The 25,392-nt window shown below is 66.6% G+C and carries 19 protein-coding genes and 1 pseudogene; 17 read left to right on the forward strand and 3 right to left on the reverse strand.

All coding sequences use genetic code 11. The annotated features are described in order from the left end of the window. The first annotated feature begins 48 nt into the window (after positions 1-48). From O8I58_RS14815 to O8I58_RS14855, 9 genes are all read left to right on the forward strand, one after another. The gene (locus tag O8I58_RS14815) at positions 49-2,940 is read left to right on the forward strand and encodes a TonB-dependent receptor plug domain-containing protein (protein ID WP_298317654.1); all 2,892 of its coding nucleotides are present in this window, start codon (positions 49-51) and stop codon (positions 2,938-2,940) included. A 467-nt stretch (positions 2,941-3,407) separates the two neighbouring features. Then, complete coding sequence (locus O8I58_RS14820; RefSeq protein WP_298317656.1) at positions 3,408-6,212, forward strand: TonB-dependent receptor domain-containing protein; 2,805 nt, start codon at positions 3,408-3,410, stop codon at positions 6,210-6,212. A 64-nt stretch (positions 6,213-6,276) separates the two neighbouring features. After that, positions 6,277-7,878, forward strand: a complete 1,602-nt coding sequence (locus O8I58_RS14825) for a serine hydrolase domain-containing protein (protein ID WP_298317658.1) — start codon at positions 6,277-6,279, stop codon at positions 7,876-7,878. 41 nt (positions 7,879-7,919) lie between these two features. Beyond that, positions 7,920-8,708 carry an N-acetylmuramoyl-L-alanine amidase gene (locus O8I58_RS14830; RefSeq protein WP_298317660.1) on the forward strand — a complete coding sequence of 263 codons (789 nt, stop codon included), beginning with the start codon at positions 7,920-7,922 and terminating at the stop codon, positions 8,706-8,708. A gap of 113 nt (positions 8,709-8,821) precedes the next feature. Then, on the forward strand, positions 8,822-9,463 hold the full coding sequence (locus tag O8I58_RS14835) for a M15 family metallopeptidase (RefSeq protein ID WP_298323039.1): 642 nt from the start codon (positions 8,822-8,824) through the stop codon (positions 9,461-9,463). An 82-nt stretch (positions 9,464-9,545) separates the two neighbouring features. Further along, positions 9,546-10,793, forward strand: coding sequence for a DUF819 family protein (locus O8I58_RS14840; protein WP_298317663.1), 1,248 nt, complete (start codon positions 9,546-9,548; stop codon positions 10,791-10,793). 58 nt (positions 10,794-10,851) lie between these two features. Continuing rightward, the gene (locus tag O8I58_RS14845) at positions 10,852-11,805 is read left to right on the forward strand and encodes a sodium:calcium antiporter (protein WP_298317666.1); all 954 of its coding nucleotides are present in this window, start codon (positions 10,852-10,854) and stop codon (positions 11,803-11,805) included. Positions 11,806-11,845: 40 nt separating this feature from the next. Next, positions 11,846-13,069 carry a Na+/H+ antiporter NhaA gene (gene nhaA / locus O8I58_RS14850; RefSeq protein ID WP_298317669.1) on the forward strand — a complete coding sequence of 408 codons (1,224 nt, stop codon included), beginning with the start codon at positions 11,846-11,848 and terminating at the stop codon, positions 13,067-13,069. Next, complete coding sequence (locus tag O8I58_RS14855; RefSeq protein ID WP_298317672.1) at positions 13,062-13,925, forward strand: NAD-dependent epimerase/dehydratase family protein; 864 nt, start codon at positions 13,062-13,064, stop codon at positions 13,923-13,925. The genes nhaA and O8I58_RS14855 overlap by 8 nt, the downstream gene beginning before the upstream one ends. 16 nt (positions 13,926-13,941) lie before the next feature. Here the strand turns inward: O8I58_RS14855 and O8I58_RS14860 are convergent, their stop codons facing one another. Together O8I58_RS14860 and O8I58_RS14865 are read right to left on the reverse strand one after the other, a co-directional pair. Continuing rightward, positions 13,942-14,421, reverse strand: coding sequence for an Mpo1 family 2-hydroxy fatty acid dioxygenase (locus tag O8I58_RS14860; RefSeq protein ID WP_298317675.1), 480 nt, complete (start codon positions 14,419-14,421; stop codon positions 13,942-13,944). Positions 14,422-14,546: 125 nt separating this feature from the next. Then, positions 14,547-15,473 carry a phosphoribosylaminoimidazolesuccinocarboxamide synthase gene (locus O8I58_RS14865; RefSeq protein ID WP_298317677.1) on the reverse strand — a complete coding sequence of 309 codons (927 nt, stop codon included), beginning with the start codon at positions 15,471-15,473 and terminating at the stop codon, positions 14,547-14,549. A 175-nt stretch (positions 15,474-15,648) separates the two neighbouring features. Between O8I58_RS14865 and O8I58_RS14870 the strand changes: the two genes are divergently transcribed. The 6 genes from O8I58_RS14870 (at position 15,649) to O8I58_RS14895 (ending at position 21,579) form a co-directional block, all read left to right on the forward strand. Further along, positions 15,649-15,990, forward strand: a complete 342-nt coding sequence (locus O8I58_RS14870; protein ID WP_298317680.1) for a J domain-containing protein — start codon at positions 15,649-15,651, stop codon at positions 15,988-15,990. 30 nt (positions 15,991-16,020) lie between these two features. After that, positions 16,021-16,692, forward strand: a complete 672-nt coding sequence (gene rpe / locus O8I58_RS14875; RefSeq protein ID WP_298317683.1) for a ribulose-phosphate 3-epimerase — start codon at positions 16,021-16,023, stop codon at positions 16,690-16,692. Further along, positions 16,689-17,168: a GNAT family N-acetyltransferase gene (locus O8I58_RS14880; RefSeq protein ID WP_298317685.1), complete on the forward strand. Its 480-nt coding sequence runs from the start codon at positions 16,689-16,691 to the stop codon at positions 17,166-17,168. The genes rpe and O8I58_RS14880 overlap by 4 nt, the downstream gene beginning before the upstream one ends. Before the next feature lie 57 nt (positions 17,169-17,225). Beyond that, on the forward strand, positions 17,226-18,383 hold the full coding sequence (locus tag O8I58_RS14885; RefSeq protein WP_298317688.1) for a lactonase family protein: 1,158 nt from the start codon (positions 17,226-17,228) through the stop codon (positions 18,381-18,383). 473 nt (positions 18,384-18,856) lie between these two features. Further along, complete coding sequence (locus O8I58_RS14890) at positions 18,857-20,044, forward strand: iron-containing alcohol dehydrogenase (RefSeq protein ID WP_298317691.1); 1,188 nt, start codon at positions 18,857-18,859, stop codon at positions 20,042-20,044. Then, positions 20,041-21,579 (forward strand): CoA-acylating methylmalonate-semialdehyde dehydrogenase, encoded by a 1,539-nt coding sequence (locus tag O8I58_RS14895; RefSeq protein WP_298317694.1) that lies wholly within the window; start codon positions 20,041-20,043, stop codon positions 21,577-21,579. Before O8I58_RS14890 ends, O8I58_RS14895 begins: the two co-directional genes overlap by 4 nt. A 192-nt stretch (positions 21,580-21,771) precedes the next feature. Here the strand turns inward: O8I58_RS14895 and O8I58_RS14900 are convergent, their stop codons facing one another. Beyond that, on the reverse strand, positions 21,772-22,566 hold the full coding sequence (locus tag O8I58_RS14900; protein ID WP_298317696.1) for an IclR family transcriptional regulator: 795 nt from the start codon (positions 22,564-22,566) through the stop codon (positions 21,772-21,774). Positions 22,567-22,806: 240 nt separating this feature from the next. Between O8I58_RS14900 and trpE the strand changes: the two are divergent. Further along, positions 22,807-24,283 (forward strand): annotated as a pseudogene (gene trpE / locus O8I58_RS14905) (anthranilate synthase component I). A gap of 14 nt (positions 24,284-24,297) precedes the next feature. Next, positions 24,298-25,335, forward strand: coding sequence for a threonine aldolase family protein (locus O8I58_RS14910; RefSeq protein ID WP_298317699.1), 1,038 nt, complete (start codon positions 24,298-24,300; stop codon positions 25,333-25,335). Positions 25,336-25,392: the final 57 nt, after the last annotated feature.

Consider the following 25,392-nt stretch of genomic DNA (forward strand, 5'->3'; position numbering starts at 1 on the left):
CACAGGTGAAGTCAGGTATCCACACATTGGCTCTGGAGAGCGTGACCCATGTCTGTTGAATCTTCGTTGTTCCTCCGTCGCAACCGCCTCGCGATCGCGCTGCTGACCTCGCTGTGCCTGCCGGCCGTGGCCCAGGCGCAGTCGGCCGACCAGGCCACGCCCGATGCCACCACCAAGCAGCTGGACAAGGTCAGCGTGACCGGCTCGCGCATCAAACGCACCGACATCGAAACCGCACTGCCGATCACCGTCATCAAGCGCGAGGAGATCGAGGCGCAGGGCATCAGTTCGGCCGAACAGCTGATGAGCTACCTCAACATCTCCGGCAACGGTTCGGACAACCTGGCCAGTAACGTGGGTATCGTCTCGGGCGTGGACCAGCGCGGCAACAACGGCGTGTCCGGCGCCGACCTGCGCGGCCAGGGCGCCGACGCGACGCTGGTGCTGCTCAATGGCCGGCGCGTGGCGGCCCAGGGCCTCAAGGGCCGCATCGTCGACCTGAACTCCATTCCATTCGCCGCCATCGAGCGCGTGGAAGTCCTGCGCGATGGCGCCTCGGCGATCTACGGCACCGACGCCATCGGCGGCGTCATCAACTTCATCACCAAGACCGACTACCAGGGACTGGAAGTGTCCGGCTTCACCGACACCACCGAGCATGGCGGCGGCAACATCTTCCGCGGCAACCTGCTGGTCGGCGGCGGCGATCTGGATACCGATGGCTGGAATGCGTTCGCCAGCGTGAGCTACAAGAAGAACGAAATCCTGCGCGGCACCGATCGCAGTTTTTCCAACGGCTTCCAGCCCGAGCGCGGCCTGTCGCCCGATACCCGCGGCACGCCGTATGCGACCGTGGCTAATCGCGCCGACACGCTGATCGGCAACGGCGTGATCGACCCGGCCGACGGTTCGACCCAGCAGTACATCAATCCGCTCGACCTGCCCGGCGCGGCCGGCTGCGAGACTGGCAGCGCCAACGGCCTGATGGGGGCCTACGACAACACGCTGTGGGGCGTCGGCTCGGCGCGCTATGCGTGTTCCTACGATTACCCGGCCGCGGCGGTGATCAGCCAGCCGGTGGAGAGCAAGGACATCATCGGCCGGGCGACCTTCAAGATCTCCGACCAGCACCGGGCCTTCGTCGAATTCACCGGTTCGGAAGTGGATGTGGAAAAGAGCTTCGAGGCCTACCAGATCTCGCCCAACAGCACTTTCGACGCGGCCACGTTCTACCCCAGCACGGGCGCGTCCTATGACGAGGTCTACAACGCGCTGGCCTCGTACTTCGGCGCCGGCCAGCTGAACTACGGCGCGCCGATCGCCTACCGCTGGCGCTGTGCGGCCTGCGGCCCGCGCCAGATTTCCACCAACACCAAGTCCTACCGACTGCTGCTTGGCTTCGAGGGCGAGCTCGGCAGCTGGGACTACAACGCCGGCATCGCGCGCGCGTCCAGCAAGTCCACCTCGACCCTGGGCGGCGGTTACTACGACACGGCCAAGCTCCGCCAGTTGCTGGGCAGCGGCGTGCTCAATCCGTTCCTGTTGCCGGGCCAGTCGCAGTCGGCCGAAGCGATGGCCGGGCTGGCCGATGCCTCGGCCGCCGGGACCACGCTGTATGGCGGCACCTCGACCACCACCAGCCTCGATGCCAGCGTGTCAGGCGGCCTGGGCTTCAGCCTGCCGGGCGGCGAAGTGCAGCTGGCCACCGGCATCGACCTGCGCCGCGAGGAATACAAGTTCGGTGGCAACGTGGAGGCCGAAGGCACCCTGGAAGATCCCTACGACGGCGTCTACCAGGCCCCGTTTGACAACGGCAACATCCTGCAGAACGTCAGCCGCGACACCAAGGCCGTCTACGCCGAGTTGTACCTGCCGCTGCTGGACACGCTGGAGCTGACCCTGGCCGAACGCTACGACCATTACGAAGGCTTCGGCGGCACCGCCAACCCGAAGGTCTCCTTCAAGTACCAGCCGTTCGACGCACTTGCTTTCCGCGGCGCCTACAGCACCGGCTTCAAGGTGCCGACCTTCAACCAGCTGTACTACGGCGAGTCCGAAAGCCCGTACACCGGCCTGGACCTGGCCGACCCGGCGACCTGTCCGGGCGGCGTGGCCAACCCGAACGTGGCGGGATGCGAAAGCATCCAGCCCAACCTGCTCACCGGCGGCAAGAAGGACCTGGACCCGGAAGAATCCAGGCAGAAGAGCCTGGGCGTGGTGATCGCGCCGGTGGCGTGGTTCAACATGAGCGTGGACTGGTGGGAGATCAAGCGCGAGAAGACCATCCGCTCGGGCGTGGACATCGACACGCTGGTGGCCAACTACGACACCTTCGCCAGCAACTTCATCCGCGACGCGGACGGCAACATCACCGCCATCGACCAGCGCTACGTCAACTCCGGCGGCAGCCTGATGCGCGGCATCGAAACCGACATCAACGTGACCTTCGACGACGTGCTGGGTGGCGACTGGCGCGTGCACCTCAACGGCAGCTACCTGGACACCTACAAGACCCAGGACCTGGACACGCTGCCCTACAGCGGCAACCTGGTTGGCGACTACGTGCGTTACTACAGCCTGCCGATCCGCTGGAAGCACACCCTAAGCGTGAGCTACCTGCGCGGCAACTGGTCCCAGTCGATCACCCAGATCTACCGCGCCGGCTACAAGGACGAAGAACCGGTCAGCGTGCGCAACGGCACCTACATCCCGCCGCGGTGGGACCCGGACGTGGACAGCGACACGACCTACAACTACAGCCTGACCTACAAGGGCTTCGACAAGCTGGGCGTGACCTTCGGCATCAAGAACCTGTTCGATACCGATCCGCCGTTCACCGCGCACATGAACGACTACGCCGCCGGCGCCGGCTGGGAGCCGCGCGTGGCCGATCCGCGTGGCCGCGCCTACACGCTGGAGCTGTCCTACAAGTTCTATTGAGGATCCGGGACATTGGCGACGGCCCGCTTCGGCGGGCCGTTGTTTTTCGGATGTTGCGGCCCTTGCGGAATAAATGCGTATATGACAATTTCTGACAAGAATAATTTATTGACCGGGCCGAATTTCGCGTGATACATCAAGGCTGCGCGGACGCAGATCGCCAGTGGGACTGGCGGCACGTGGATGCCACGGGGCGACATGGGTCGACCCGCGGCGCGGGACCACGCGCAGCGTCGTTCGGACCGTCGCCGGCCAGCCCGGCGTTGCGGACAGCGGCCGCCATCACAGGGTGCACAGCGCACCTGCCGGGATCAGAAGTGACGCAGGCCAGGCGCCGGCGCGGGCGGTGCCATGGGCAGCGGTCGTGGCGGCGTGTGGGCCGGGTGCCGCAAGGCATGGGCGGGCAACTGGAGACGGCGGGGGGACGCACGCCCGTCACCGCGTTCCATCCTCCAGGAGAGCCCACCGTGTCAGCTCGTTCCATTTCGATCCCGCTCCACCGCTTGAGCCTCGCGCTGGTGGTGGCCCTGTGCGCACCTGGCCTGGCGCTGGCGCAGTCGACTTCAACCGACGACCAGGACAACGCGACCTCCACTGCCACGGCCAAGGCCCGCCAGCTGGACAAGGTCACGGTGACCGGCTCGCGTATCGCGCGTTCGCAAAGCGAAGGCCCCGCGCCGGTGACCGTGATCAGCGCCGCGGACATGGAACGCCAGGGCTTCACCACGGTGCAGGACGCCTTGACCACGCTCACCCAGAACACCGGCGACACCCAGAACGAAAGCGACCAGACCGGTTCCACCGCCGATGGTCAGTTCCTCAACCTGCGCGGCATGGGCCCGGGCTATACGCTGGTGCTGCTCAACGGCAAGCGCATGGCCGATTACCCGCAGGCGTACGGCGGTACTTCGCAGGCGGTGAGCCTGGGCAGCATCCCGGCCGCGGCGGTGGAGCGCATCGAGATCCTGTCCGGTGGCGCTTCGGCGATCTATGGCTCCGATGCGGTTGCCGGCGTGGTCAACGTCATCACCAAGACCAACTTCAGCGGCGACACCATCCACGTGCGCGGCGGCACGACCACCCAGGGTGGTGGCGACACCGGCCTGCTGGAATGGTCCGGCGGCAAGACCGGCGACCGCTGGAGCCTGACCTACGCCTTCGAGCAGCTCAACCGCGAAGCGGTCATGGCCAGCCAGCGCAGCATCCAGGATTCGTACTACGACAACCCCAAGTACAAGGACAACCAGGCCAACGCCACCGGCCAGTCCGGCGTGTACCTGTACAGCGCCACCTCCGGCTACCTGTGGCCCAGTGAGAGCGGCGCGCTGTCCAGCTCGACCGCGGCGCTGGAATCGGCGTGCTCGCAGGTCAACTCGGATTTCACGACGTTCAACTCCAGCGGCAGCGGCGCGGCGGCCAACCGCTGCGGTTCGTACAACTATCCGGCCTGGGCTTCGATCCAGAACGGCTACGACAAGCATTCGGCCTACCTGTACGGCACCTTCGACTTCACCCCCAACACGCAGGGTTATGCGCAGGTGCTGGTCAACCAGTCCAAGGACACCAGCTACAACAAGAACCAGTACTACTGGAGTTCGTCGACCTATGTGGACGACCCGAGCCTGGGCCTGGTATCGGCCTCGCGCATCGTGACCCCGGACGAGATCGGTGGCCTGGTGCCGACCACCTACGAAGAGAATTCGTACAACTTCGCCTTCGGCGTGCGCGGCAGGATTTTTGACCGCTTCGACTGGGACGCCAGCGCGAACTATTCGCGCGACGACATCACGGTCAAGCGCCGGCGCTTCGTGACCGACGCGGCACGCGATTATTTCCTGGGCGAGCTGCAGGGCTACGATGCGGCCGGCTACGAGATCCGCAGCGTCAACGTCGACCGGCTGTTCAGCCCGATCAGCGCGGCGGACTACGAGTCCATCACCACCATCATGACCAACCACGGCACGTCCGAAAACGCGCAGGGCCAGTTCTCGCTGACCGGCACGCTGTTCGACCTGCCGGCCGGCCCGGTGGGGCTGGCCTTCGTCGCCGAAGCCGCGCGCCAGTCCTATTCCCTGGATCCGGACGTGCGCAGCCGGCCGGACTACACCGGCACCGATTCGATCTACAACTACACCGCCACCACGGCCGGCGGCGCGCGCAACAAGTACGCCATGGGCCTGGAGCTGAGCATCCCGGTGTTCAGCACGCTGACCGCGCACCTGGCTGGCCGCTACGACGACTACGTGGACAGCAGCGACGTGGGCGGCGCCTTCACCTGGCAGAGCGGGCTGGAATACCGGCCGTTCAAGCGCCTGTTGCTGCGTGCCACCCACGCCACCACCTTCCGCGCGCCGGACCTGACCTATCTGTACTCGGGCCAGTCGAGCAACTACGCCTACGTGGTGGATGCCTACAAGTGCCGCAGCGCCGGGATCGACCCCAAGTCGGCCGCCTGCACCGGAAATGACAGCTATTACTACCAGGTCTACAACACCTACGAAGGCAACCAGAGCCTGACCGAGGAAACCGGAAAATCCGACTCGCTCGGCGCGGTCTGGGACATCACCCCGGACATGTCGCTGAGCGTGGATTACTACCGCATCAAGCTGTACGGCGAAGTGCAGCAGATCGACAGCACCTACCTGATGGACCAGGAAGCGGCCTGTCGCCTGGGCAGCAATGCCAACGGCGTGGCGGTGGATGGAAATTCGGCGTCGTGCACCTTCTACAAGAGCCTGGTGACGCGTGATGCCGATGGCAACATCACCGCATTCACGTCCTATCCGATCAACCAGTCCATGAGTCGCACCGAAGGCCTGGATACCTCGTGGCGCTACCGCATCCGCACCGACAACTGGGGTGTGCTCAACCTCAAGGCCGGCTACACCAAGGTCATGAAGATGGAGAGCCAGCTGTATCCCGGCGATGAGGTGGTTGACGAACTGGCCACCGATTCGGGTTACTACAACTTCCGCAGCCGGGTGAACTGGCAGGCCGACTGGAGCGGCGGTGACTGGAACGCCACGCTCTACGGCTACCGCTGGGGCTCGCTGCCCAATTACGCGGAGACCGCGCGCATCGCCCCGTACATCGTGTGGAACGCCAGCCTGTCCAAGAAGATCACTCCGCAGGCGACCATCGGCCTGAGCGTGACCAACCTGTTCGACAAGATGCCGCCCACGGATGTCAGCTACACCGCGTATCCGTTCTACAACCATTCCTATAGCGCGATCGGCCGACAGGTGTATGCCGATTTCACCTACAACTTCTAAGCGGCACGGCACCGGGCGGCGGATCGCCCGGTGCCACTGACGCGCCAACCCACGGTTGTCCCGCATGCCTGCATCACATCGCCGCAGATGGTCTGCCTCCGCCGCACGGGCCTGGCCGCTGCTATGCCTGACCCTGCTGGCGGCAACCGCTGCGGCGACGCCGGAATCGCAGCCGCAGCAGGTGTTCGACACGCTGTTCGACCAGACCATGGCCCGCTACCAGCTGCCAGGCCTGGCGGTGGGCGTGGTCCACGATGGCAAGGTCGTGTACCTGCGCACCGCCGGTGAACTGGAAGCCGGCAGCGGCAAACCGGTCACGCCGGATTCGCTGTTCAAGATCGCTTCCAACAGCAAGGCCATGACCACCGGCGTGCTGGCGCGGCTGGTGGACCAGGGCAAGCTGCGGTGGGACGACCCGGTCACCAGGTATCTCCCCGATTTCCGCATGTACGACCCGTGGGTCACCCAGCACATCCAGGTGCGCGACCTGCTGATCCACAACAGCGGGCTGGGGCTGGGCGCGGGCGACCTGATGCTGTGGCCGGAGCCGAACGACTTCACCCGCGCCGACATCATCGCCGGGCTGGCGCATTTGAAGCCCACCCACAGCTTCCGCTCGCATTACGCCTACGACAACCTGATGTACGTGGTCGCCGGAGAAGTGGCGGCCAGGGCCGGCGGCAAGCCTTACGACCAGCTGGTGCGCGAGCAGGTGTTCGGGCCACTGGGCATGGACCGCTGCCAGGTCGGTGCATTCGATCGCGATGCGGTCGGCAACGTCGCCCAGCCGCACATGCGGCAGGACGGACGCAACGTGGTGGTGCGCCAGGACCCGGCGCAGGTGCCCGACAATCCCTCGATGTCTGCGGGTGGCATCCGCTGCAGCGTGCGCGACATGACCCGCTGGATCAGCATGTGGCTGGACACCGACAACCCGCATCCGTGGGTCTCGGCGCAGCAGCGCGCCGCGCTGTGGACGCTGCATACGCCGATGCCGATTTCCAGCCAGATGCGCGCGTGGGACGGCACGCATCTCTACGGCTATGGCTATGCCTGGCGGCTGTCAGATGTCGACGGCCAGTGGCGCGTGGCCCACACCGGCACCCTGATGGGCATGTATTCGTCGGTGACGTTGTTGCCTGACCTGAATACCGGCTTCGTGGTGCTGATCAACGGTGAAGGCGAGGCCGCACGCACCACGCTTACCGAGGCGCTGACCAAGCTCTACACCGCGCCGGGCAAGTCGCTGGACGTGGATCACTACGCCACGCTGCTGGAGGATGCCAGGGCGCATTCGAAAGCCAGCGCGCCCGATCCGGTGCCGGACACCTCGGCACGCAAGGCGGTCACGGCTGCCGCGTTCAAGCGCTGGCAGGGCATCTACACCGATGCGTGGTTCGGCCAGGTCAGCCTGTGTCCGGCAGGGCCGGGCGTCGTGTTCCGTGCAGCCAAGTCGCCGCGCATGCACGGCGTGGTGATGCAGGTCGGCCAGCACCTGCTGGTGGACTGGGACGATGCCAGCGTCGATGCCGAACCCTGGCTCACTTTCGCCAGCAAGGGCGACGACGTCAGCCTGACCCTGGCGGCGATCGATCCCGATGCTGATTTCAGCTACGACTACCGCGACCTGCAGTTCCACCGCACCGCGGCCTGCCCGGCCCCGTGATGCGACGCGTGCGTTTTTCCTTTCCAGACCAAGGCCATGCCATGACCTCCAACCCCTCCTTTCGCCGCCATCGCGGCCTGGCCCTGCTGGGTAGCGCGCTACTGGCGCTGATGCTGAGCTCCTGTGCCAGCCTGCCGGCCAAGAATCCATTGGCGCAGTGGGTCAAATCGCCCAACCAGAACAACCGCGGGCCGGTCCTGGTGGTGATCCACTACACCGACCAGGACTCGGTGCAGCAGAGCCTGGACACGCTGCGCAGCGCCAACAGCAAGGGCAAGGTCAGCGCGCATTACCTGATCGGCGCCGATGGCAAGCGCTACCAGCTGGTCAGCGACGACCGGCGCGCCTGGCATGCCGGTGCCGGCCACTGGGGCGCCATCAGCGACGTGAATTCGGCCTCGATCGGGATCGAGCTGGACAACAACGGTCATGCGCCGTTTGCCCAGGCGCAGATCGACAGCCTGATCCTGCTGCTGGACGACCTGTGCAAGCGCCACCACATCCCGCGCACCGCGATCATCGGCCATGAAGACCTGGCGCCGGGGCGCAAGATCGACCCGGGTCCGCTGTTCCCTTGGAAACAGTTGGCCGATGCCGGTTTCGGGCGTTGGCCGCGTGCCGATGCGCCACCGGCGCCGGCGGATTTCGACCCGTGGCTGGCACTGTCCGAGCTGGGCTACCCGCTGACCAACCGTGGCGACACGGTGCAATCCTTCCGCCACCACTTCCGTGGCATGGAGGGCAAGGTGCTGGATGCCGAGGACCTGCGCATCCTCCATGACCTGACCCTGCCGCCAGCGGACACCGGCGCGCAGGAAGACGGCATGTGATGCAGGCCAGCGGCCCGTCGATGCGCGTGACAGCGACTGGCCGGCGCCGTGGCCTGGCAAGCGCTGCGCTGGTGCTGTTGTCGGCGGCCAGCGGCGCCGTCGCATCGGAGCCGATGCGGGTTTCGCCGGCCACCACCGCCGCGCAGGCGGACCTGGTGGACATCGCCACGCTCGCCCCGGACGTGCAGCTGGAGATCCGCTATGCCGGTGAGCACAATTTCACTGGCGCTCCGGTTGAAGGCTATGGCGCGGCCAAGTGCCTGTTGCTGGCGCCGGTAGCCCGCGCGCTGGCGCAGGTGCAGGCCGACCTGCGCACGCGCGGATTGGGCCTGAAGCTGTTCGACTGCTACCGGCCGGTGCGCGCAGTGCAGGCCTTCGTGCGCTGGGCCGGGGATCTGTCCGACCAGCGCATGAAGGCCGAGTTCTATCCGGCGCTGGACAAGGCGCGGATCATTCCCGACGGCTATGTGGCTGAAGTGTCCGGCCACAGCCGTGGCGCCACGGTTGACCTGACCCTGGTGCGCTGCACGCATGATCACTGCGAAGCGCTGGACATGGGCACGCCGTTCGATTTCTTCGATCCGCGTGCGCATACCGATGCCGCGGACATCACCGCCGCGCAGCGCGATCACCGCAGGCTGCTGCTGGAAGCGATGCGCCGGCGTGGCTTCGCCAACTATCCCAAGGAGTGGTGGCACTACACCTTCCAGCCCGAGCCGACGCCGCACACGCTGTACGACGTGCCGGTGCGCTGACGGCTGACCATCGGGTCATCTCCTTCCCACCGTCGCGCCGAAGTGCTTGCGCACGCATCCGCGGCCCGTACCATCGAGCGCCATGCCTGAGTCCTCCCACGCCCTGATCCAGAACGACATCGTCCTGTTTGGATTGATCGCCGCCACACTCGCCTTCGTGTTCTGGACCGCCTCGCGTCCCAGTGGCGGATGGCAGAAGTTCTACGCCGTCGTGCCGCCGCTGCTGCTGTGCTACTTCATCCCCGGCATCTTCAATTCGATCGGCTTGATCGATGGCGCCAACAGCCAGCTCTACAACCCGGTCGCCAGTCGCGTGCTGCTGCCCGCGGCGCTGGTGCTGCTGACCCTGACCATCGACCTCAAGGCGGTGCTCGGCCTGGGCTGGAAGCTGCTGGCCATGTATTTCGGCTCGTCGCTGAGCATCATGCTGGGCGCCTTCTTCGCGTTCTGGCTGATGGGCCAGCTGCATCCGGCCACCGTTGCCGGCGACACCTGGGGCGGCATGGCCGCGCTGGCGGGCAGCTGGATCGGCGGCGGCGCCAACATGGTCGCGATGAAGGAGATCTTCCAGGTCAACGAAACCACCTTCGGCCAGTTCGTGGTGCTGGACGTGGGCGTGGGCTATGTGTGGATGGCGGTGCTGATCTTCCTGGCCGGTCGCGCCAAGCAGATCGACGCGCGCTCCGGCGCCGACACGCGCGCGCTGGAAGACCTGCAGCAGCGCCTGGCCGATTACAGCGCGCAGCACGCGCGCATCCCGACCCTGGCCGATTACATGCTGATCATCGGCGTGGCGTTCGGCGTGGTCGGCCTGGCCCATGCGGTGTCGCCGCCGCTGGCGGCGTGGTTCGCGCCGTATCCGTGGGCGCATTCGGCCAGCCTGGATTCGCCGTACGTGTGGGTGGTGCTGCTGTCCACGGTGATCGGCCTGGGGTTGAGCTTCACCGGCGCGCGCAAGCTCGACGGTGCCGGTGCCTCGAAGATCGGCACGCTGTTGCTGTACGTGCTGATCGCCTGCATCGGCATGCAGATGGACATCGCCGCGCTGCTGGACCGGCCGTGGCTGTTCGCGCTGGGGATCATCTGGATCCTGGTCCACATCGTGCTGCTGTGGGGGTTGGGCAAGCTGCTGAAAGTGCCGTTCTTCTATTTCGCCATCGGTTCGCAGAGCAACATCGGCGGGCCGGCCTCGGCACCGGTGGTGGCGGCGGTGTTCCATCCGGCGCTGGCGCCGGTGGGCGCGTTGCTGGGCACCCTGGGCTATGCGACCGGCACGGTGCTGGCCTACCTGGTCGGGATCGGCCTGCGCGCGATGGCCGGCGCGGGTTGAAGCCGGCAGGCAGGCGTTTGCGCCTAGAATCGCGACATAGCCGACGTGGGGACGTGTGATGGTCGAAGCCTGGGGTCTGTTCGTGCTGGGCCTGGTGCTGCTGGCGCTGGGCGGCGACACGCTGGTCAAGGGCGTGTCGGGCCTGGCCCAGAAGGCCGGGCTGTCGCCGTTCACTGCCGGCCTGCTGCTGATGGCGTTCGGCACCTCGCTGCCGGAGTTGTTCATCAATGCCGCGGCGCTGATCAAGGGCGAGCCGGCGCTGGCCCTGGGCAATGCGGTCGGCAGCAATCTGGTGAACCTGGGCCTGACCCTGCCGCTGGCCGCGCTGTGCGCGCCGCTGCTGGTGCGCATGCGGCTGCTGTCGCCGCTGTTGCTCGTGCTGGTCGTGGCCACTGCGCTGGTGATGGTGTTCGGGCTGGATGGCCGGATCAACCGGCTTGAAGGCACGATCCTGCTGGTGGGCTTCGTCGTGGTGTTGGTGCGCATGGTGGTGCTGGGGCGCAGTGAGGCGCCGGCAGTCCGTACCAGCGTGGAAACCTTTGCTTCCACCCGCACCGTGCTGTGGCTCAACCTGGTCCGGCTGGTGATCGGCGTGGTGCTGCTGGGCTACGGCGCGCGCGATGTGGTCCAGGCGATGCAGGGCATCGCCCCGTCGCTGGGCCTGACCCCGCTGATGGCCGGCCTGCTGCCGCTGGCCATCGGCAGTGCCCTGCCGGAAATCGCCGCGGCCATCGTCGCCGCCCGGCGCGGCCAGGGCGACATGGTCCTGGGCCATGTGATCGGCTCCAGCGTGTGCAACCTGCTGCTGGTGATTGGTGGCATGGCGGTGATCGCGCCGCTGGCGCTGCCGGCCTCGTTCGTGCGGCTGGAACTGCCGGCCGCCATCGCCCTGGCCGTGGTGCTGGTGCCGATGTTGCGCGGCGACGCGCGCGTCAGCCGCGGCGAGGCGGCGGTGCTGTTGCTGGCCTTCGTCGGCTGGGTCGCACTGGAGCTGGCCTCGCTGTCATCGTGAGGGCGTCGGGCAGCAAAGGCGTGCCTGTCATACTCGTTGCATGAATTCTGTACTCACGCCCATCGCCAGACCGCTGTCGCGCGCCGTGCAGCTGCTGGGTGAATTCTTCCGCCTGCAGGCGGCTTCCGGCATCGTGTTGATGATCGCCGCGGCGCTGGCGATGGTGGTGGCCAATTCGCCCTGGCATGACGCCTACGAACATTTCCGCCATCTGCCGATCGGCTTCAACGTCGGCGGGTTCTCGCTGCAGATGGGTGCCGAACATTGGATCAACGATGCGTTGATGGCGGTGTTCTTCCTGTTGGTGGCGCTGGAGATCAAGCGCGAAGTCGCCTGCGGGCAGCTGTCCAGCGTGTCGCAGATGTTGCTGCCGGTGCTGTGTGCCATGGGTGGCGTGGCGGTGCCGGCGCTGCTGTTCTTCGGCGTCAACCAGGGCGATGCCACCGCGTTGCGCGGCTGGGCCGTCCCGACCGCCACCGACATCGCCTTCGCCCTGGGCATCCTGGCGCTGCTGGGTTCGCGCGTGCCGCTGGGCATGAAGCTGCTGCTGTCCACGATCGCGGTGGTGGACGACCTGGTGGCCATCGTCATCATCGCCATCTTCTACACCCACGATCTGCAGGCCGGGATGTTGGCCTGGGCCGCGGCCGGCATCGGCCTGATGCTGCTGCTCAACTGGCGCGGGGTGACGGCCTTGGCGCCGTACCTGCTGATCGGCGCGGTGGTCTGGTACTGCGTGTTGAAGTCCGGCGTGCATGCCACGCTGGCCGGCGTGGTCACCGGCCTGCTGATCCCGCTGCGCGGCAAGGACGCTGACGCGCCGTCGCCGCTGGAAACGCTGGAGCATGCCCTGCATCCGTGGGTGGCCTATGCGGTGCTGCCGCTGTTCGCCTTTGCCAACGCGGGCCTGGCACTGGCCGGCCTGAAAGTCGGCGACGTGCTGGCGCCGGTGCCGCTGGGCGTGGTGCTCGGACTGGTCCTGGGCAAGCCGGTCGGCATCGTGGCGGTCGCCGTACTCGCGCGCGCGACCGGCATCGCGCGTTATCCCGACGGCATGGACTTCAAGGCGCTGCTGGGCCTGGGCATGCTGTGTGGGGTGGGCTTCACCATGAGCCTGTTCATCGCCAACCTGGCCTTCGGCAACACGCCGGGGCATTTCGGCGAATCCACGATCCTGGGAATCCTGTGCGGCTCGGTGATCTCGGCGCTGATCGGCTGGGCGTGGCTGCGCCTGACCCTGCGTGACGTCGCTGCCGATGCCTGATGCCTTGTTGTTCGGTGGGACCGGACAGATCGGCCGGCCGTTGATCGCCGGCCTGCTGCATGCGGGCTGGCGCATGTGGGCCGTGTCGCGCCAACCGCAGGTCGTGCAGGCCGGGGTGTGCTGGCTGCGCGGGGACCTGGATCACCTGGAGGGTGCGCCGGCGGCCGTGGATGCGATCTTCAGCGCCGGGCCGCTGGATGGGTTCGCGCGCTGGTATGCGCGGGGCGTGGTGCGGGCGCCGCGCGTGGTCGCCTTCGGTTCGACCAGCCTGGCGACCAAGCAGGATTCGATCGACGCAGACGAACGCGACCTGGCCGCGCGGCTTGCTGCGGCCGAGCAGGGCGTGTTCGCACAGGCGGCAGCGACCGGCGCGCAGGCCACGCTGCTGCGGCCAACCCTGGTCTACGGCGCCGGCCGCGATGCCTCGCTGACCCAGATCGCCGCGCTGGCGCGGCGTTTCGGCTGGTTTCCACTGCCCAATGGCGTCAACGGCCTGCGCCAGCCGGTGCACGTGCAGGACCTGGCCGAAGCGGCCCTGGCGGTGCTTGATCGCCCGGCAACCTTCGGCCAGGCCTACGCCTTGCCCGGCGGCGAAACGCTGGCCTATCGCGTAATGGTCGCGCGGACGCTGGCGGCGATGTCACCGCCGGCGCGGCTGTTGGAACTGCCGGCGCCGGTCTTCAGGAGCGTGGTCGGCCTCGCGCAGCGGTTCGGCGTCGCCCGTTCGCTCAACGCCGCCACCCTGGCACGGATGCGGCAGGACCTGGTGTTCGACAGCTCGCCGGCCAGGGCCGACTTCGGCTACGCACCGCGCGCCTTTGCGCCGACCGCTGCGATGCTGGGGACGACGCGTTGAACAGCGGGTGCGGCAATCAGTAGCGCCAGCCCATCCTGCGATAGAACTTGGCCAGCACCCAGATCGGGCCGATCAGCAGGTAGACGATGTCGGTGAGGAAGCTGGGTTTGCGGCCTTCGATCTTGTGGCCGACGAACTGCGCGATCCACGCCGCCACGAACACCGCCACCGCGCCCCACAACAGTACCTCGGTGCCGGCGCGCAGGGTCACCAGCCGGCACACGCAGCCCATGGTGAAGAACACCACGAACATGCCATAGCCGATCCGGCGCGAGAGCCGGTTGTAGAAGGTCCACGCGGCGAACATCGCCAGCGCCGCCCACACGCCGCTGCGGAACCAGCTGGCATGGATCGGAATGCACCACAGCAGCGCGATCACCGACCACAGGATGGCAGGCACGGCGACCACATGGATGGCCTGGTTGACGGGGTCGCGATGGTCACGCGAATAACTGGCGAACCAGTCGTCGATCGGCCGGGTGGCAGGCGCGTTCATCAATCCCTCCCGAGGATGTGTTCGCTGCAAAGCGCGGGGGACTTCGTGGTGTCGTGGGAGCTGCGTCAGCGGCGATGGGCGTGATTGCGATGGCCTATCGCCGCTGAAGTGGCTCCCACGAGCGGTCAGTCGACGGTGATGTCGGCCAGCTTCTGCAGGGCTTCGGCGTAGCGGGCGCGGGTGCGCTCGATCACTTCGGCCGGCAGCACCGGGCCGGGCGCGGTCTTGCCCCAGTCGGTGGTTTCCAGGTGGTCGCGCACGATCTGCTTGTCGTAGCTGGGCGGACTGGTGCCCACCTGGTACTCGGCCGCCGGCCAGTAGCGCGAGGAATCCGGCGTCAGCATCTCGTCCATGATGTACAGGCGGCCGTCGGCATCGGTGCCGAACTCGAACTTGGTGTCGGCCAGCAGGATGCCGCGCTGGGCTGCGTACTCGGCGGCGAAGGCGTAGATGCGCAGGGTCGCATCGCGCACGCGCTCGGCCAGGTCCGCGCCGACGGCACGCACCATCGCGTCGAAGTCGATGTTCTCGTCGTGGTCGCCGACGGCGGCCTTGGTCGAGGGGGTGAAGATCGGCTCGGGCAGTTTCTGTGCCTGCTGCAGGCCATCGGGCAGTTCGATGCCGCTGACCTTGCCGGTGCGCTGGTAGTCCTTCCAGCCGCTGCCGATCAGGTAGCCGCGGGCGATGGCTTCCACCGGCACCGGTTTGAGTCTCTTGGTGACCACCGCGCGCCTGGCGTACAAGGCCGGGTCCACGCCATCGGGCAGGACGCTTGCCACATCAATGCCGGTCAGGTGGTTGGGCATCAGGTGCGCGGTCTTCTCGAACCAGAAGTTCGAGATCTGGCAGAGCATTTCGCCCTTGCCGGGAATCGGATCGGGCAGGACCACGTCGAACGCGCTCAGGCGGTCGGTAGCGACGATCAGCAGGTATTCACCGGGTGGCGCGTTGGCGGGCAGGCGCTCGCGCGGGATGTCGAAGACGTCGCGGACTTTGCCGCGGTGGCGCAGGTTCAGACCGGGAAGATCAGCTTGCAACAGCGTGGTGGGCACAGGCACTCCTGACGTGACGCGTCCTTCGCGAATGACCCCGCACGCATGGCACACCGGCACGCCGGTCTGGCGGCGGCGGGTCGCGTAGTGTACGCGCCTGCGGGCGCTCGGGGGCGGGCCGGCAAAGCTGCCGTAAAATGGGCGCCTGAAACCCCACGGCAGGCAGGCGCAATCGATGAACCGCTGGTACGGAAAGTTGCTGGGCGGCATCGCCGGGGCGCTGCTGTTCCGCCCCAACCCGGTGTTCGGGGTGCTGGTCGGGATCCTGCTGGGCCATGCCTTCGACCGGGACTGGTTCAAGCTGGCTAAGGACAACCCGTACCGGGCTTTCGACCTGACCAGCGACGCCAGCGATGCCGAAGTCGACCGGGCCTACCGCCGGCTGATTTCCCAGTACCACCCGGACCGCATGGCTGGGGCCGCGCCGGAGCTGCGCGCCCGGGCCGAAAGCCGCGCGCGCGAACTCAACGCCGCCTACGACCGCATCAAGACCCTGCGCCGCAAGCGCGCGGCCTGACCTTCCTTCTTCCCCATCTTCGAGCCTGCCATGTCGAACTGCATCATTTCCCCGTCCATCCTGTCGGCCGATTTCGCACGATTGGGTGCCGAAGTGGACGCCGTGCTGGCCGCCGGCGCGGACTGGATCCATTTCGACGTGATGGACAACCACTACGTGCCCAACCTGACCATCGGCCCGATGGTCTGCGAGGCGCTGCGCAAGTACGGCGTGACCGCGCCGATCGACGTGCACCTGATGGTCGAGCCGGTGGACCGGATCATCCCGGATTTCGCCAAGGCCGGCGCCAGCGTGATCAGCTTCCATCCGGAAGCCAGCCGCCACGTACACCGCACCGTGCAGCTGATCAAGTCGCACGGCTGCAAGGCCGGCGTGGTGCTCAACCCGGCCACCCCGGTGGATATCCTGGACTGGGTTTTGGACGAGGTGGACCTGGTCCTGCTGATGTCGGTCAACCCGGGTTTCGGCGGCCAGTCCTTCATTCCTTCGGCGCTGGAAAAATTGCGCGTGGTGCGACAGAAGATCGACGCCTCCGGCCGTGACATCCACCTGGAAATCGACGGCGGGGTGAAGGTCGACAACATCGCCGAAATCGCTGCGGCCGGCGCCGATACCTTCGTGGCCGGTTCGGCCATCTTCAACGCGCCGGATTACAGCGAAGTGATTGCCAAGATGCGCGCCGCCGTGGCGGGTGTGCGTTGAGCGTCGTGATCCGCACGGCCACGCGCGCCGATGTGCCACTGATCCGCGAACTGGTCCAGGCGCTGGCCGACTACGAACGCGAGCCCGATGCGGTCAAGGCGACCGAGGCGGACCTGGCGCGCACGCTGTTCGACGACGGCGCCACCGCGCACAGCGTGATCTGCGAGCAGGACGGCGTGGCCGTTGGCTTTGCCGTGTACTTCTTCAATTATTCGACCTGGCTGGGTCGCAACGGCCTGTATCTGGAAGACCTGTTCGTGCGCCCGGAAGCGCGCGGGCAGGGCGCCGGACTGGCGTTGCTGCGGCACCTGGCCGGCGTCGCGGTGGCCAAGGGCTGCGGCCGTTTCGAATGGTCGGTGCTGGACTGGAACCAGCCGGCCATCGACTTCTATCGCGCCGCCGGCGCCAGGCCGATGGACGAATGGACCGTGTACCGCATGGACGGCCAGGCGCTGGCCGATTTCGCCCGCGGTTGAGTTTCGTGTTTTCCAGGGCAGGCGCGTGCTGCGCCTGCCTGCAACAGGAGTTCCAACATGCTGCCTTTGTTCCGGCTGACCGCGCTGGCCATGACCGCGCTGCCCCTCGCCGCACCCGCAACGAGCTACGACCTGCTGGTGGGTTCGTACACCGAAGGCGAGCGCCCGGGCCTGTACGCGTACCGCTTCGACAGCGACAGCGGCAGGCTCGAGGCCAAACCCCGGCAGCAGCTGCGCCTGGACAACCCGTCCTGGCTGGTGGTCTCGCCCGACCAGCGGCATGTGTATGCGGTCAACGAGAACGGCCCCGGCGCGCGTGATGCGGTCGGTCGCGCCAGTGCGTTGTCGCTGGATGCAAAGCACCAGCTGCGCCTGGACAACCAGGTGTCCACGCTGGGCGATCACCCGACCCACGCCAGCCTGACGCCCGATGGCCGCTACCTGCTGGTCGCCAACTATTCGGTCAACGCCGATCCGGGTGGCACGCTGGCGGTGCTGCCCATCGATGCAGCCGGCAAGTTGCAGCCGGTGACCCAGCTGTCCAGCTTCCAGGCCAGCCAGGTCGACAAGGACAGGCAGCTGTCGTCGCATATCCATTCGGTGACATTCGCGCCCGATGGCAGGACTGCGTATGTCGCCGACCTGGGCGGCGACCGCGTCTATGCGTACCGCTACGCACCGGCCGACAACACCGAGCGTCCGTTGCAGGCCGCTGCTACGCCATTCCTGGTGCTGCCGCCGGGCAGTGGCCCGCGCCACCTGGTGTTCGATGCAACGGGCAGGCACGCATACCTGACCCTGGAAATGACCGGGCAGGTCGCGGTGCTGGATGTGGACGCCGAGGGTGTGTTGAAGCTGCGCACGGTGCTGGACCTGTTTGCGCCCGGCTTCAGCGGTGACAACGGCGCCGGCGCGATCCATCTCTCGGCCGACGACAGGTTCCTGTACGTGGTCAATCGCGGCACCGACAACCACATCGCCGTGTTCGCCGTCGCTGCTGATGGTGGACTGTCGCTGGTCCAGCGCCGCGCTACCGAAGGCCGCCAGCCGCGTGAATTCTCGATCGACCCCAGCGGGCGTTTCCTGCTGGTGGCCGCGCAGGGCGACGACCGCATCGTGGTGATCGCGCGTGACGCGAAAACGGGGACACTGGGCAAGACGCTGCAGACGGTTGAAGTGGCCGCGCCATCTGACCTCAAGTTCCTGAAGCCCTGAAGCCCTGAAGCCCTGATGGCTTGATGCCATCGCCGCCATGGCGGCTCCCAAAAAAAAGAAACCGCGCCGAGTGACCTCGGCGCGGTTCGGGGTGAATGCTGGAGGCTGATCCTGCCTCCCTCCGTCGTCCCTGCTATGGACTACGATCCTGCGCGTCGTTTCTGACCGGGGTATGACAATGGTGGCGGTAGTTCGTCGTTGGCCTGCTGCCAGCTTCACCTGCCTGAGGCCTGCCCGCCGCGGCTGGCCCGCATCGACGCGGTGCGCGGCAGGCGCGCCTGGGTCCCTGAGTACGACACATTGATCGGTCGGCGTGATCCGCCGGCCTCCGCCTGCGGGCGTCCGGGCGGTTGGGCTTTGGTCTAATGGTTGATTTTTATCATATCGATACGATACGTATCGATATTTGATCTATTCGCATATCAAACTCTCGCCGTTCCGGCGTCGCGCCGCACGTCTTGATTGGAGGTTTCATGTCCGCCCAGGTCATCCTGCCCCGCGTCATGCATGTCGGCGCCGACGCCAGCGAAAAGGCTGGTGAGGTGCTCGTCGCGCTGGGCTGTTCGCGCCCGCTGATCGTCACCGACCCGATGATGGTCAAGCTGGGCTACGCCGCCACCGTGCAGGCCGCGCTCACCGCCGCGGGCATCGCCTCGGATGTGTTCGCCGACACGGTGCCTGAGCCGACCGAAAGTTCGATCGTGGCCGGCGTGGAGAAAGTCCGCCAAGGCGACTACGACGCGATCATCGCGCTGGGCGGCGGCAGCCCCATCGACAGCGCCAAGGCCATCGCCATCCTGGGCAGGCACGGTGGCGTGATCCGCGATTACAAGTTCCCGCGCCAGGTCAACGAACCAGGCCTGCCGATCATCGCCATCCCCACCACCGCCGGCACTGGTTCGGAATGCACCAAGTTCACGATCATCACCGACGAGGCCAATGACGAAAAACTGCTGTGCATCGGCCTGGGCTTCATGCCGATCGCCGCGCTGGTGGATTTCAACCTGACCGTGAGCGTGCCGCCGCGCACGACCGCCGACACCGGCATCGACGCGATGACCCATGCGATGGAGGCCTACGTCAGCCGCAAGGCCAGTGCCTACAGCGACAGCCAGGCCATCGCCGCGATGCGGCTGATCGGGCCGAACCTGCGCGCGGTCTACCGTGATGGCGGCGACCGCAAGGCACGCGAGGCGATGATGCTGGGTTCGACGCTGGCCGGGATCGCGTTTTCCAATGCGTCGGTGGCGCTGGTGCATGGCATGAGCCGGCCAATCGGCGCGTTCTTCCACGTACCGCACGGCCTGTCAAATGCGATGCTGCTGCCCAGCGTGACCGCCTGGTCGATCCCCTCTGCGGTCGAACGTTACGCCGACTGCGCGCGTTTCCTGGGCGCGGCCGATCCCAGGGACGACGACGCCACTGCGAACGCCAAGCTCATCGATTTCCTCTATGACATCAACGCCGAGCTGCAGGTGCCGACGCTGGAGGAGTTCGGTGCGATACACGACCGCTTCTTCGAACTGCTGCCGACCATGGCCGAACAGGCGCTGGCCTCCGGTTCGCCCGGCAATAACCCGCGCGTGCCCAGCGCGGACGAGATCATCGACATCTACAAGACCCTCTGGGTCGAACCCCAACAAGAGGCGTTGCGCGCATGAACACGGTTCTGAAAGAACAGGCCCAACCGGCCGCCAATACTTCGATTACTGGCCACCTGATCAACGGCAGGGAATCGCTGGAGGCCGCGCGCCTGCAGGACGTCTACAACCCGTCCACCGGCGAAGTGGGCAGCCAGGTTGCGCTGGCTTCGAAAGCCACGGTCGAGGAAGCCATCGCCGCCGCGCAGGCCGCGTTCCCGGCCTGGCGCGACACGCCGCCAGCCAAGCGCGCGCGGATCATGTTCAAGTTCAAGCAGCTGCTGGAAGACAACGCGCAACAGATCTGCGAGCTGATCGGCCGCGAGCACGGCAAGATTTCCCACGACGCCGCCGGCGAACTGCAGCGCGGCATCGAGAACGTGGAGTACGCCTGCGCCGCGCCGGAGCTGCTCAAGGGCGAGCACACGCGCAATGTCGGCCCGGGCATTGATTCGTGGAGCGAGTTCCAGCCGCTGGGCGTCGTGGCCGGCATCACGCCGTTCAATTTCCCGGTGATGGTGCCGCTGTGGATGTATCCGATGGCGCTGGTGTGCGGTAACACCTTCGTGCTCAAGCCGTCCGAACGCGATCCCGGCCCGACGCTGTTCATCGCAAAACTGCTGCACGAAGCCGGCCTGCCGCCGGGCGTGCTCAACGTGGTCAACGGCGACAAGGAAGCGGTGGATGCGCTGCTTACCGACAAGCGGGTGCAGGCGGTGAGCTTCGTCGGTTCCACCCCGATCGCCGAATACATCTATGCCACCGCCACGGCCAACGGCAAGCGCTGCCAGGCGCTGGGCGGGGCGAAGAACCACGCCATCGTCATGCCCGACGCGGACCTGGACAACGCGGTCAGCTCGCTGCTGGGCGCCGCGTTCGGCTCATCCGGCGAGCGCTGCATGGCGCTGTCGGTGGCGGTAGCGGTGGGCGATGACATCGCCGATGCGTTGATCACCAAAATGACCGAGGCGATGCAGGGCCTGAAGGTCGGCGCCTTCAGCGACGCGAAGAATGACTTCGGCCCGCTGATCACCGCCGCGCATCGCGACAAGGTGGTCGGCTTCGTCGACAGCGCCGAGGCGCAGGGCGCGACGGTCGTGGTCGACGGCCGTGCGCCCACCGTGGCGGGCTACGAACACGGCTTCTATGTTGGTGGCACCCTGATCGACGGCGTCACCGCGGATATGGACAGCTACAAGCAGGAGATCTTCGGCCCGGTGCTGCAGGTGGTGCGGGTCAGGACCATGGATGAAGCGATGCAGCTGATCAACGACCACGAATACGGTAACGGCACCTGCATCTATACCCGCGATGGTGAGGCTGCGCGCTGGTTCAGCGATCATGTGCAGGTCGGCATGGTCGGCATCAACGTGCCGCTGCCGGTCCCGGTGGCCTTCCACAGCTTCGGTGGGTGGAAGCGCTCGCTGTTCGGCGACCTGTCGGCTTACGGCCCCGACGGCGTGCGTTTCTATACGCGTCGCAAGACCATCACCCAGCGCTGGCCTTCGGCAGGCGTGCGCGAAGGCGCGGTGTTCTCGATGCCGACGATGAACTGACCCGCCCTCCCGGGTTGGTGGTGTGGCGGCGACCGGCGACGGTCGCCGTTTTTCTTGGGCACTTGCCTTGCAGGCAAGGCTTCACCTGTAGAGCGGAGCTTGCTCCGCTGCCTTTCGTCACGGTCCCTGTGAAGGCCCCCAGCGGAGCAAGCTCCGCTCTACAAAAAAGCGGGCCTGTACGTGTTCGGGGGCTCAGGCGATCTCTTCCTCGCCCTCCGGCGCTTCGATCAACACGGCCAGATCCTGCGCGGCGCGGCGCATCGCCGGCTCGCAGGCGCGCAGCTCATCGATGGATTTGCGCAGCGTCGGCGCATGCACGTAGAGGTAGGCGAAGCTGCGGCCCTGCGCGTCCTTGATCGGCACGGACACGGCGACCATGCCGGGAATGAACTCCTCGTCGTCGATCCCCAGTTCGGTGCTGGCGATCTCCTGCAGGGCAAGTTCCAACGCACCCGGATCGGTCAGGGTGCGGTGAGTCATGCGCTGCAGCGGCAGGCTTTCGATGATGCGCGTGCGCCGCGGCCTGGGGATGCTGCTCAGGTAGAGCTTGCCGCTGGCCGTGCACCACACGGGCGAATGGGTGCCGCTGGGCAGGTGGATCTGCAGCGGCCAGTGACTCTGCACGCGGTCGTAATAGACCATGTCCAGGCCGTCGGGGATCGAGATGCCGCAGGTCTCGTCGACTTCGGCCGACAGCCGGCGCAGGATCGCCTGGCGCAGCGCCTTGTGGCGGCTGGTGTACAGCACGCCGCGCGCGATGGTGACCATGCGTTCGCCGGGCACCACCAGCCCGCGCATGTTGACCTGCACATAGCCTTCGGCCTGCAGCTGCTGCAGCAGGCGATGGATGCTGGGCTTGGGGATGTCGAGCAGGAAGGCCAGGTCGGCCGGCGAGGGCGGGCGCTGGGCCTCGGACACCGCCTCGATGATCTCCAGCACCCGTGCAATCGACGATCCCTTGGTGCGGCCGTTGTCTTCTTTGCTCATGGGAGTCCTGCACGGAAACGAAAGCCGGGATGGCGCGCGGCGGCGCCCTTCCGAGGCGGTCTGCATTGTTCCACAGCCGCCGGTCGGGGGCCGTTGCACGATTGCCGCATTGCGGTAAAGTACCGCCCGTGCCCGCCCTGACGACCAAGCTTTCCTCCCTTTCCGCTCGCCGCGCGTGGCGATGGTGGCCTGTTGCCGTCGTCCGTCCCGCCGCCACCGAGTTCGTGAAGGAAAGCCGTCTTGATTACCGCCGAGCAGTTCCAGCGCCACGCCGCTGAAGGTCACACCCCGCATCCCTGTTGTCCGTGAAGTGCTGTCCGACCTGGACACGCCGCTTTCGGTTTACCTGAAGCTCGCCGACGGCCCGTATACCTATCTGTTCGAATCGGTCGAAGGCGGCGAACGCTTTGGCCGCTACTCGATCATTGGTCTGCCGGCGCGCCGCATCTACAGCGTGCGCGGCCATACGCTGGAAACGAGCGAGTACGGGCAGGTGCTGGAAACCCGTCACGTGGATGATCCGCTGGCTGAAGTCGAGCGCCTGCGCGCCAGCTATTCGGTGCCGCGCTTCGATGGCCTGCCGGGCTTCACCGGCGGATTGGTGGGCTGGTTCGGATTCGAGTGCATCGGTTACATCGAGCCGCGTCTGGCGGCGGGTGACAAACCCGACGAGCTGGGCACGCCCGACATCCTGCTGATGCTCTCCGAAGAGCTGGCGGTGTTCGATAACCTCAAGGGTCGCCTGTACCTGATCGTGCATGCCGATCCGCGCCAGCCACAGGCTTGGGCGAAGGCCAATCGCCGCCTGGATGAGCTGGCCCACCGCCTGCGTCAGGGCGGGGCGGGCTATCCGCACAGTCAAGTGTCCGATGCCATCGACGAAAGTGATTTCCGTTCGTCCTTCACCCGCGAGGAGTATCACGCGGTGGTCCGCAAGGCGCAGGAATACGTGCGTGCCGGCGACATTTTCCAGGTGGTGCCCTCGCAACGCCTGCGTGTGCCGTTCCGCGCGCGCCCCATCGATGTGTATCGCGCGCTGCGTGCACTCAATCCGTCGCCTTACATGTATTTCGTCGATGTCGGTGGTACGCAGGTGGTGGGTTCGTCGCCGGAAATCCTGGCGCGCCTGCGCGATGGCGTGGTCACCGTGCGGCCCATCGCCGGCACGCGTCCGCGCGGCGCCACGCCCGAAGAAGATCTGGCGCTGGAAGCCGAACTGCTGGCCGACCCCAAGGAGCGCGCCGAGCACGTGATGCTCATCGACCTGGGTCGCAACGATGTTGGCAGGGTGGCCGAGCCGGGCACGGTGGAAGTGGGCGAGCAGTTCGTGATCGAGCGCTACAGCCACGTCATGCACATCGTCAGCGAGGTCACCGGCAAGCTCAAGGCCGGGCTCAGCTACGCAGACGTGATGCGCGCCACTTTCCCGGCAGGCACGGTCAGCGGCGCGCCGAAGATCCGCGCGCTGGAAATCATCCGCGAGCTGGAGCCGGTGCGCCGCAACGTGTATTCCGGTGCGGTGGGCTACATCGGCTGGCACGGCGATGCCGACACGGCCATCGCCATCCGCACCGCCGTGATTCAGGACGGTTATCTGTACGTGCAGGCCGGAGGCGGTGTGGTCTACGACTCTGACCCGGATGCCGAATGGCAAGAAACGATGAACAAGGGCCGCGCCCTGTTCCGCGCCGTGGCCCAGGCGGCCAAGGGCCTGTGATGGACGGCAATGCGATGCAGCTCAAAGCCTCGTTCCGCAACGACTACAGCGAGGGCGCGCACCCGCGCCTGCTGCAGGCCCTGGTCCAGGCCAGTGCCGAGCAGAACGCCGGTTATGGCCTGGACCGACACAGTGCGCGCGCCGCTGGGTTGATCGTGGCGCGCTGCGGCCAGCCGCAGGCGCAGGTGCATTTCCTGGTCGGCGGCACCCAGACCAACCTGTTGGCGATCTCCGCGTTCCTGCGCCCGCATGAAGCGGTGATCGCGGTCGAAAGCGGGCATGTCGCCACCCACGAAACCGGCGCCATCGAGGCGACCGGCCACAAGGTGCTCGTCACCCCGCACGTGGACGGCAAGCTCACCCCGGACGGCGTGCGCACGCTGCTGGCCGCAAACACCAGCGAGCACATGGTCAAGCCGCGGCTGGTGTATGTGTCCAATACCACCGAGCTGGGCACGATCTACAGCAAGGCCGAATTGCAGGCCTTGCGTGCGTTGTGCGATGCGCACGGCCTGTTGTTCTTCCTGGACGGTGCGCGCATCGGCAGCGCACTCACCGCGGCCGGCAACGACCTGACCCTGGCCGATATCGCCGCGCTGACCCATGCCTTCTACATCGGCGGCACCAAGAACGGCGCACTGCTGGGCGAGGCGCTGGTGGTGGTCGATCCTGCGTTGCAGGCCGACCTGCGCTATCTGATCAAACAGCGCGGCGCGATGCTGGCCAAGGGCATGGTCGTCGGCGCGCAGTTCGAGGCATTATTCGAGGACGACCTGTTCTTCGAGCTCGGCGCGCACGCCAACGCCATGGCGCAACGGCTGCAGGCTGGACTGAAAGCGGCCGGCACCGCGCTGTTGATCGAATCGCCGAGCAACCAGGTCTTCCCCGTGTTGACGCACGCACAGATCGACGGACTGGTGCAGGTCACCGCCTTTGAGCGCTGGGGGCCGTACAGCGAGACGCACGCCGTCATCCGCTTCGTCACCTCTTGGGCCACGCGTCCGGAAGCGGTGGATGCGCTGCTGACCGCAATCAAGAATCTCGTCCGCTGATCATGCGCGGATTGCCTTCCCATCCCATTCGACCAGCATCGCTGGTCTTTCGACAAG

Source organism: Pseudoxanthomonas sp. (assembly GCF_027498035.1).
Taxonomy (GTDB): domain Bacteria; phylum Pseudomonadota; class Gammaproteobacteria; order Xanthomonadales; family Xanthomonadaceae; genus Pseudoxanthomonas_A.

Coding starts and splice junctions, on each gene's coding strand:
- O8I58_RS14830 (WP_298317660.1), top strand. CDS start 7,920: ATGACCTCCAACCCCTCCTTTCGCCGCCATCGCGGCCTGGCCCTGCTG.
- O8I58_RS14835 (WP_298323039.1), top strand. CDS start 8,822: ATGCGGGTTTCGCCGGCCACCACCGCCGCGCAGGCGGACCTGGTGGAC.
- O8I58_RS14900 (WP_298317696.1), bottom strand. CDS start 22,566: ATGAGCAAAGAAGACAACGGCCGCACCAAGGGATCGTCGATTGCACGG.
- nhaA (WP_298317669.1), top strand. CDS start 11,846: ATGAATTCTGTACTCACGCCCATCGCCAGACCGCTGTCGCGCGCCGTG.
- O8I58_RS14870 (WP_298317680.1), top strand. CDS start 15,649: ATGAACCGCTGGTACGGAAAGTTGCTGGGCGGCATCGCCGGGGCGCTG.
- O8I58_RS14825 (WP_298317658.1), top strand. CDS start 6,277: ATGCCTGCATCACATCGCCGCAGATGGTCTGCCTCCGCCGCACGGGCC.
- O8I58_RS14855 (WP_298317672.1), top strand. CDS start 13,062: ATGCCTGATGCCTTGTTGTTCGGTGGGACCGGACAGATCGGCCGGCCG.
- rpe (WP_298317683.1), top strand. CDS start 16,021: ATGTCGAACTGCATCATTTCCCCGTCCATCCTGTCGGCCGATTTCGCA.
- O8I58_RS14890 (WP_298317691.1), top strand. CDS start 18,857: ATGTCCGCCCAGGTCATCCTGCCCCGCGTCATGCATGTCGGCGCCGAC.
- O8I58_RS14895 (WP_298317694.1), top strand. CDS start 20,041: ATGAACACGGTTCTGAAAGAACAGGCCCAACCGGCCGCCAATACTTCG.
- O8I58_RS14910 (WP_298317699.1), top strand. CDS start 24,298: ATGCAGCTCAAAGCCTCGTTCCGCAACGACTACAGCGAGGGCGCGCAC.
- O8I58_RS14815 (WP_298317654.1), top strand. CDS start 49: ATGTCTGTTGAATCTTCGTTGTTCCTCCGTCGCAACCGCCTCGCGATC.
- O8I58_RS14840 (WP_298317663.1), top strand. CDS start 9,546: ATGCCTGAGTCCTCCCACGCCCTGATCCAGAACGACATCGTCCTGTTT.
- O8I58_RS14860 (WP_298317675.1), bottom strand. CDS start 14,421: ATGAACGCGCCTGCCACCCGGCCGATCGACGACTGGTTCGCCAGTTAT.
- O8I58_RS14845 (WP_298317666.1), top strand. CDS start 10,852: ATGGTCGAAGCCTGGGGTCTGTTCGTGCTGGGCCTGGTGCTGCTGGCG.
- O8I58_RS14885 (WP_298317688.1), top strand. CDS start 17,226: ATGCTGCCTTTGTTCCGGCTGACCGCGCTGGCCATGACCGCGCTGCCC.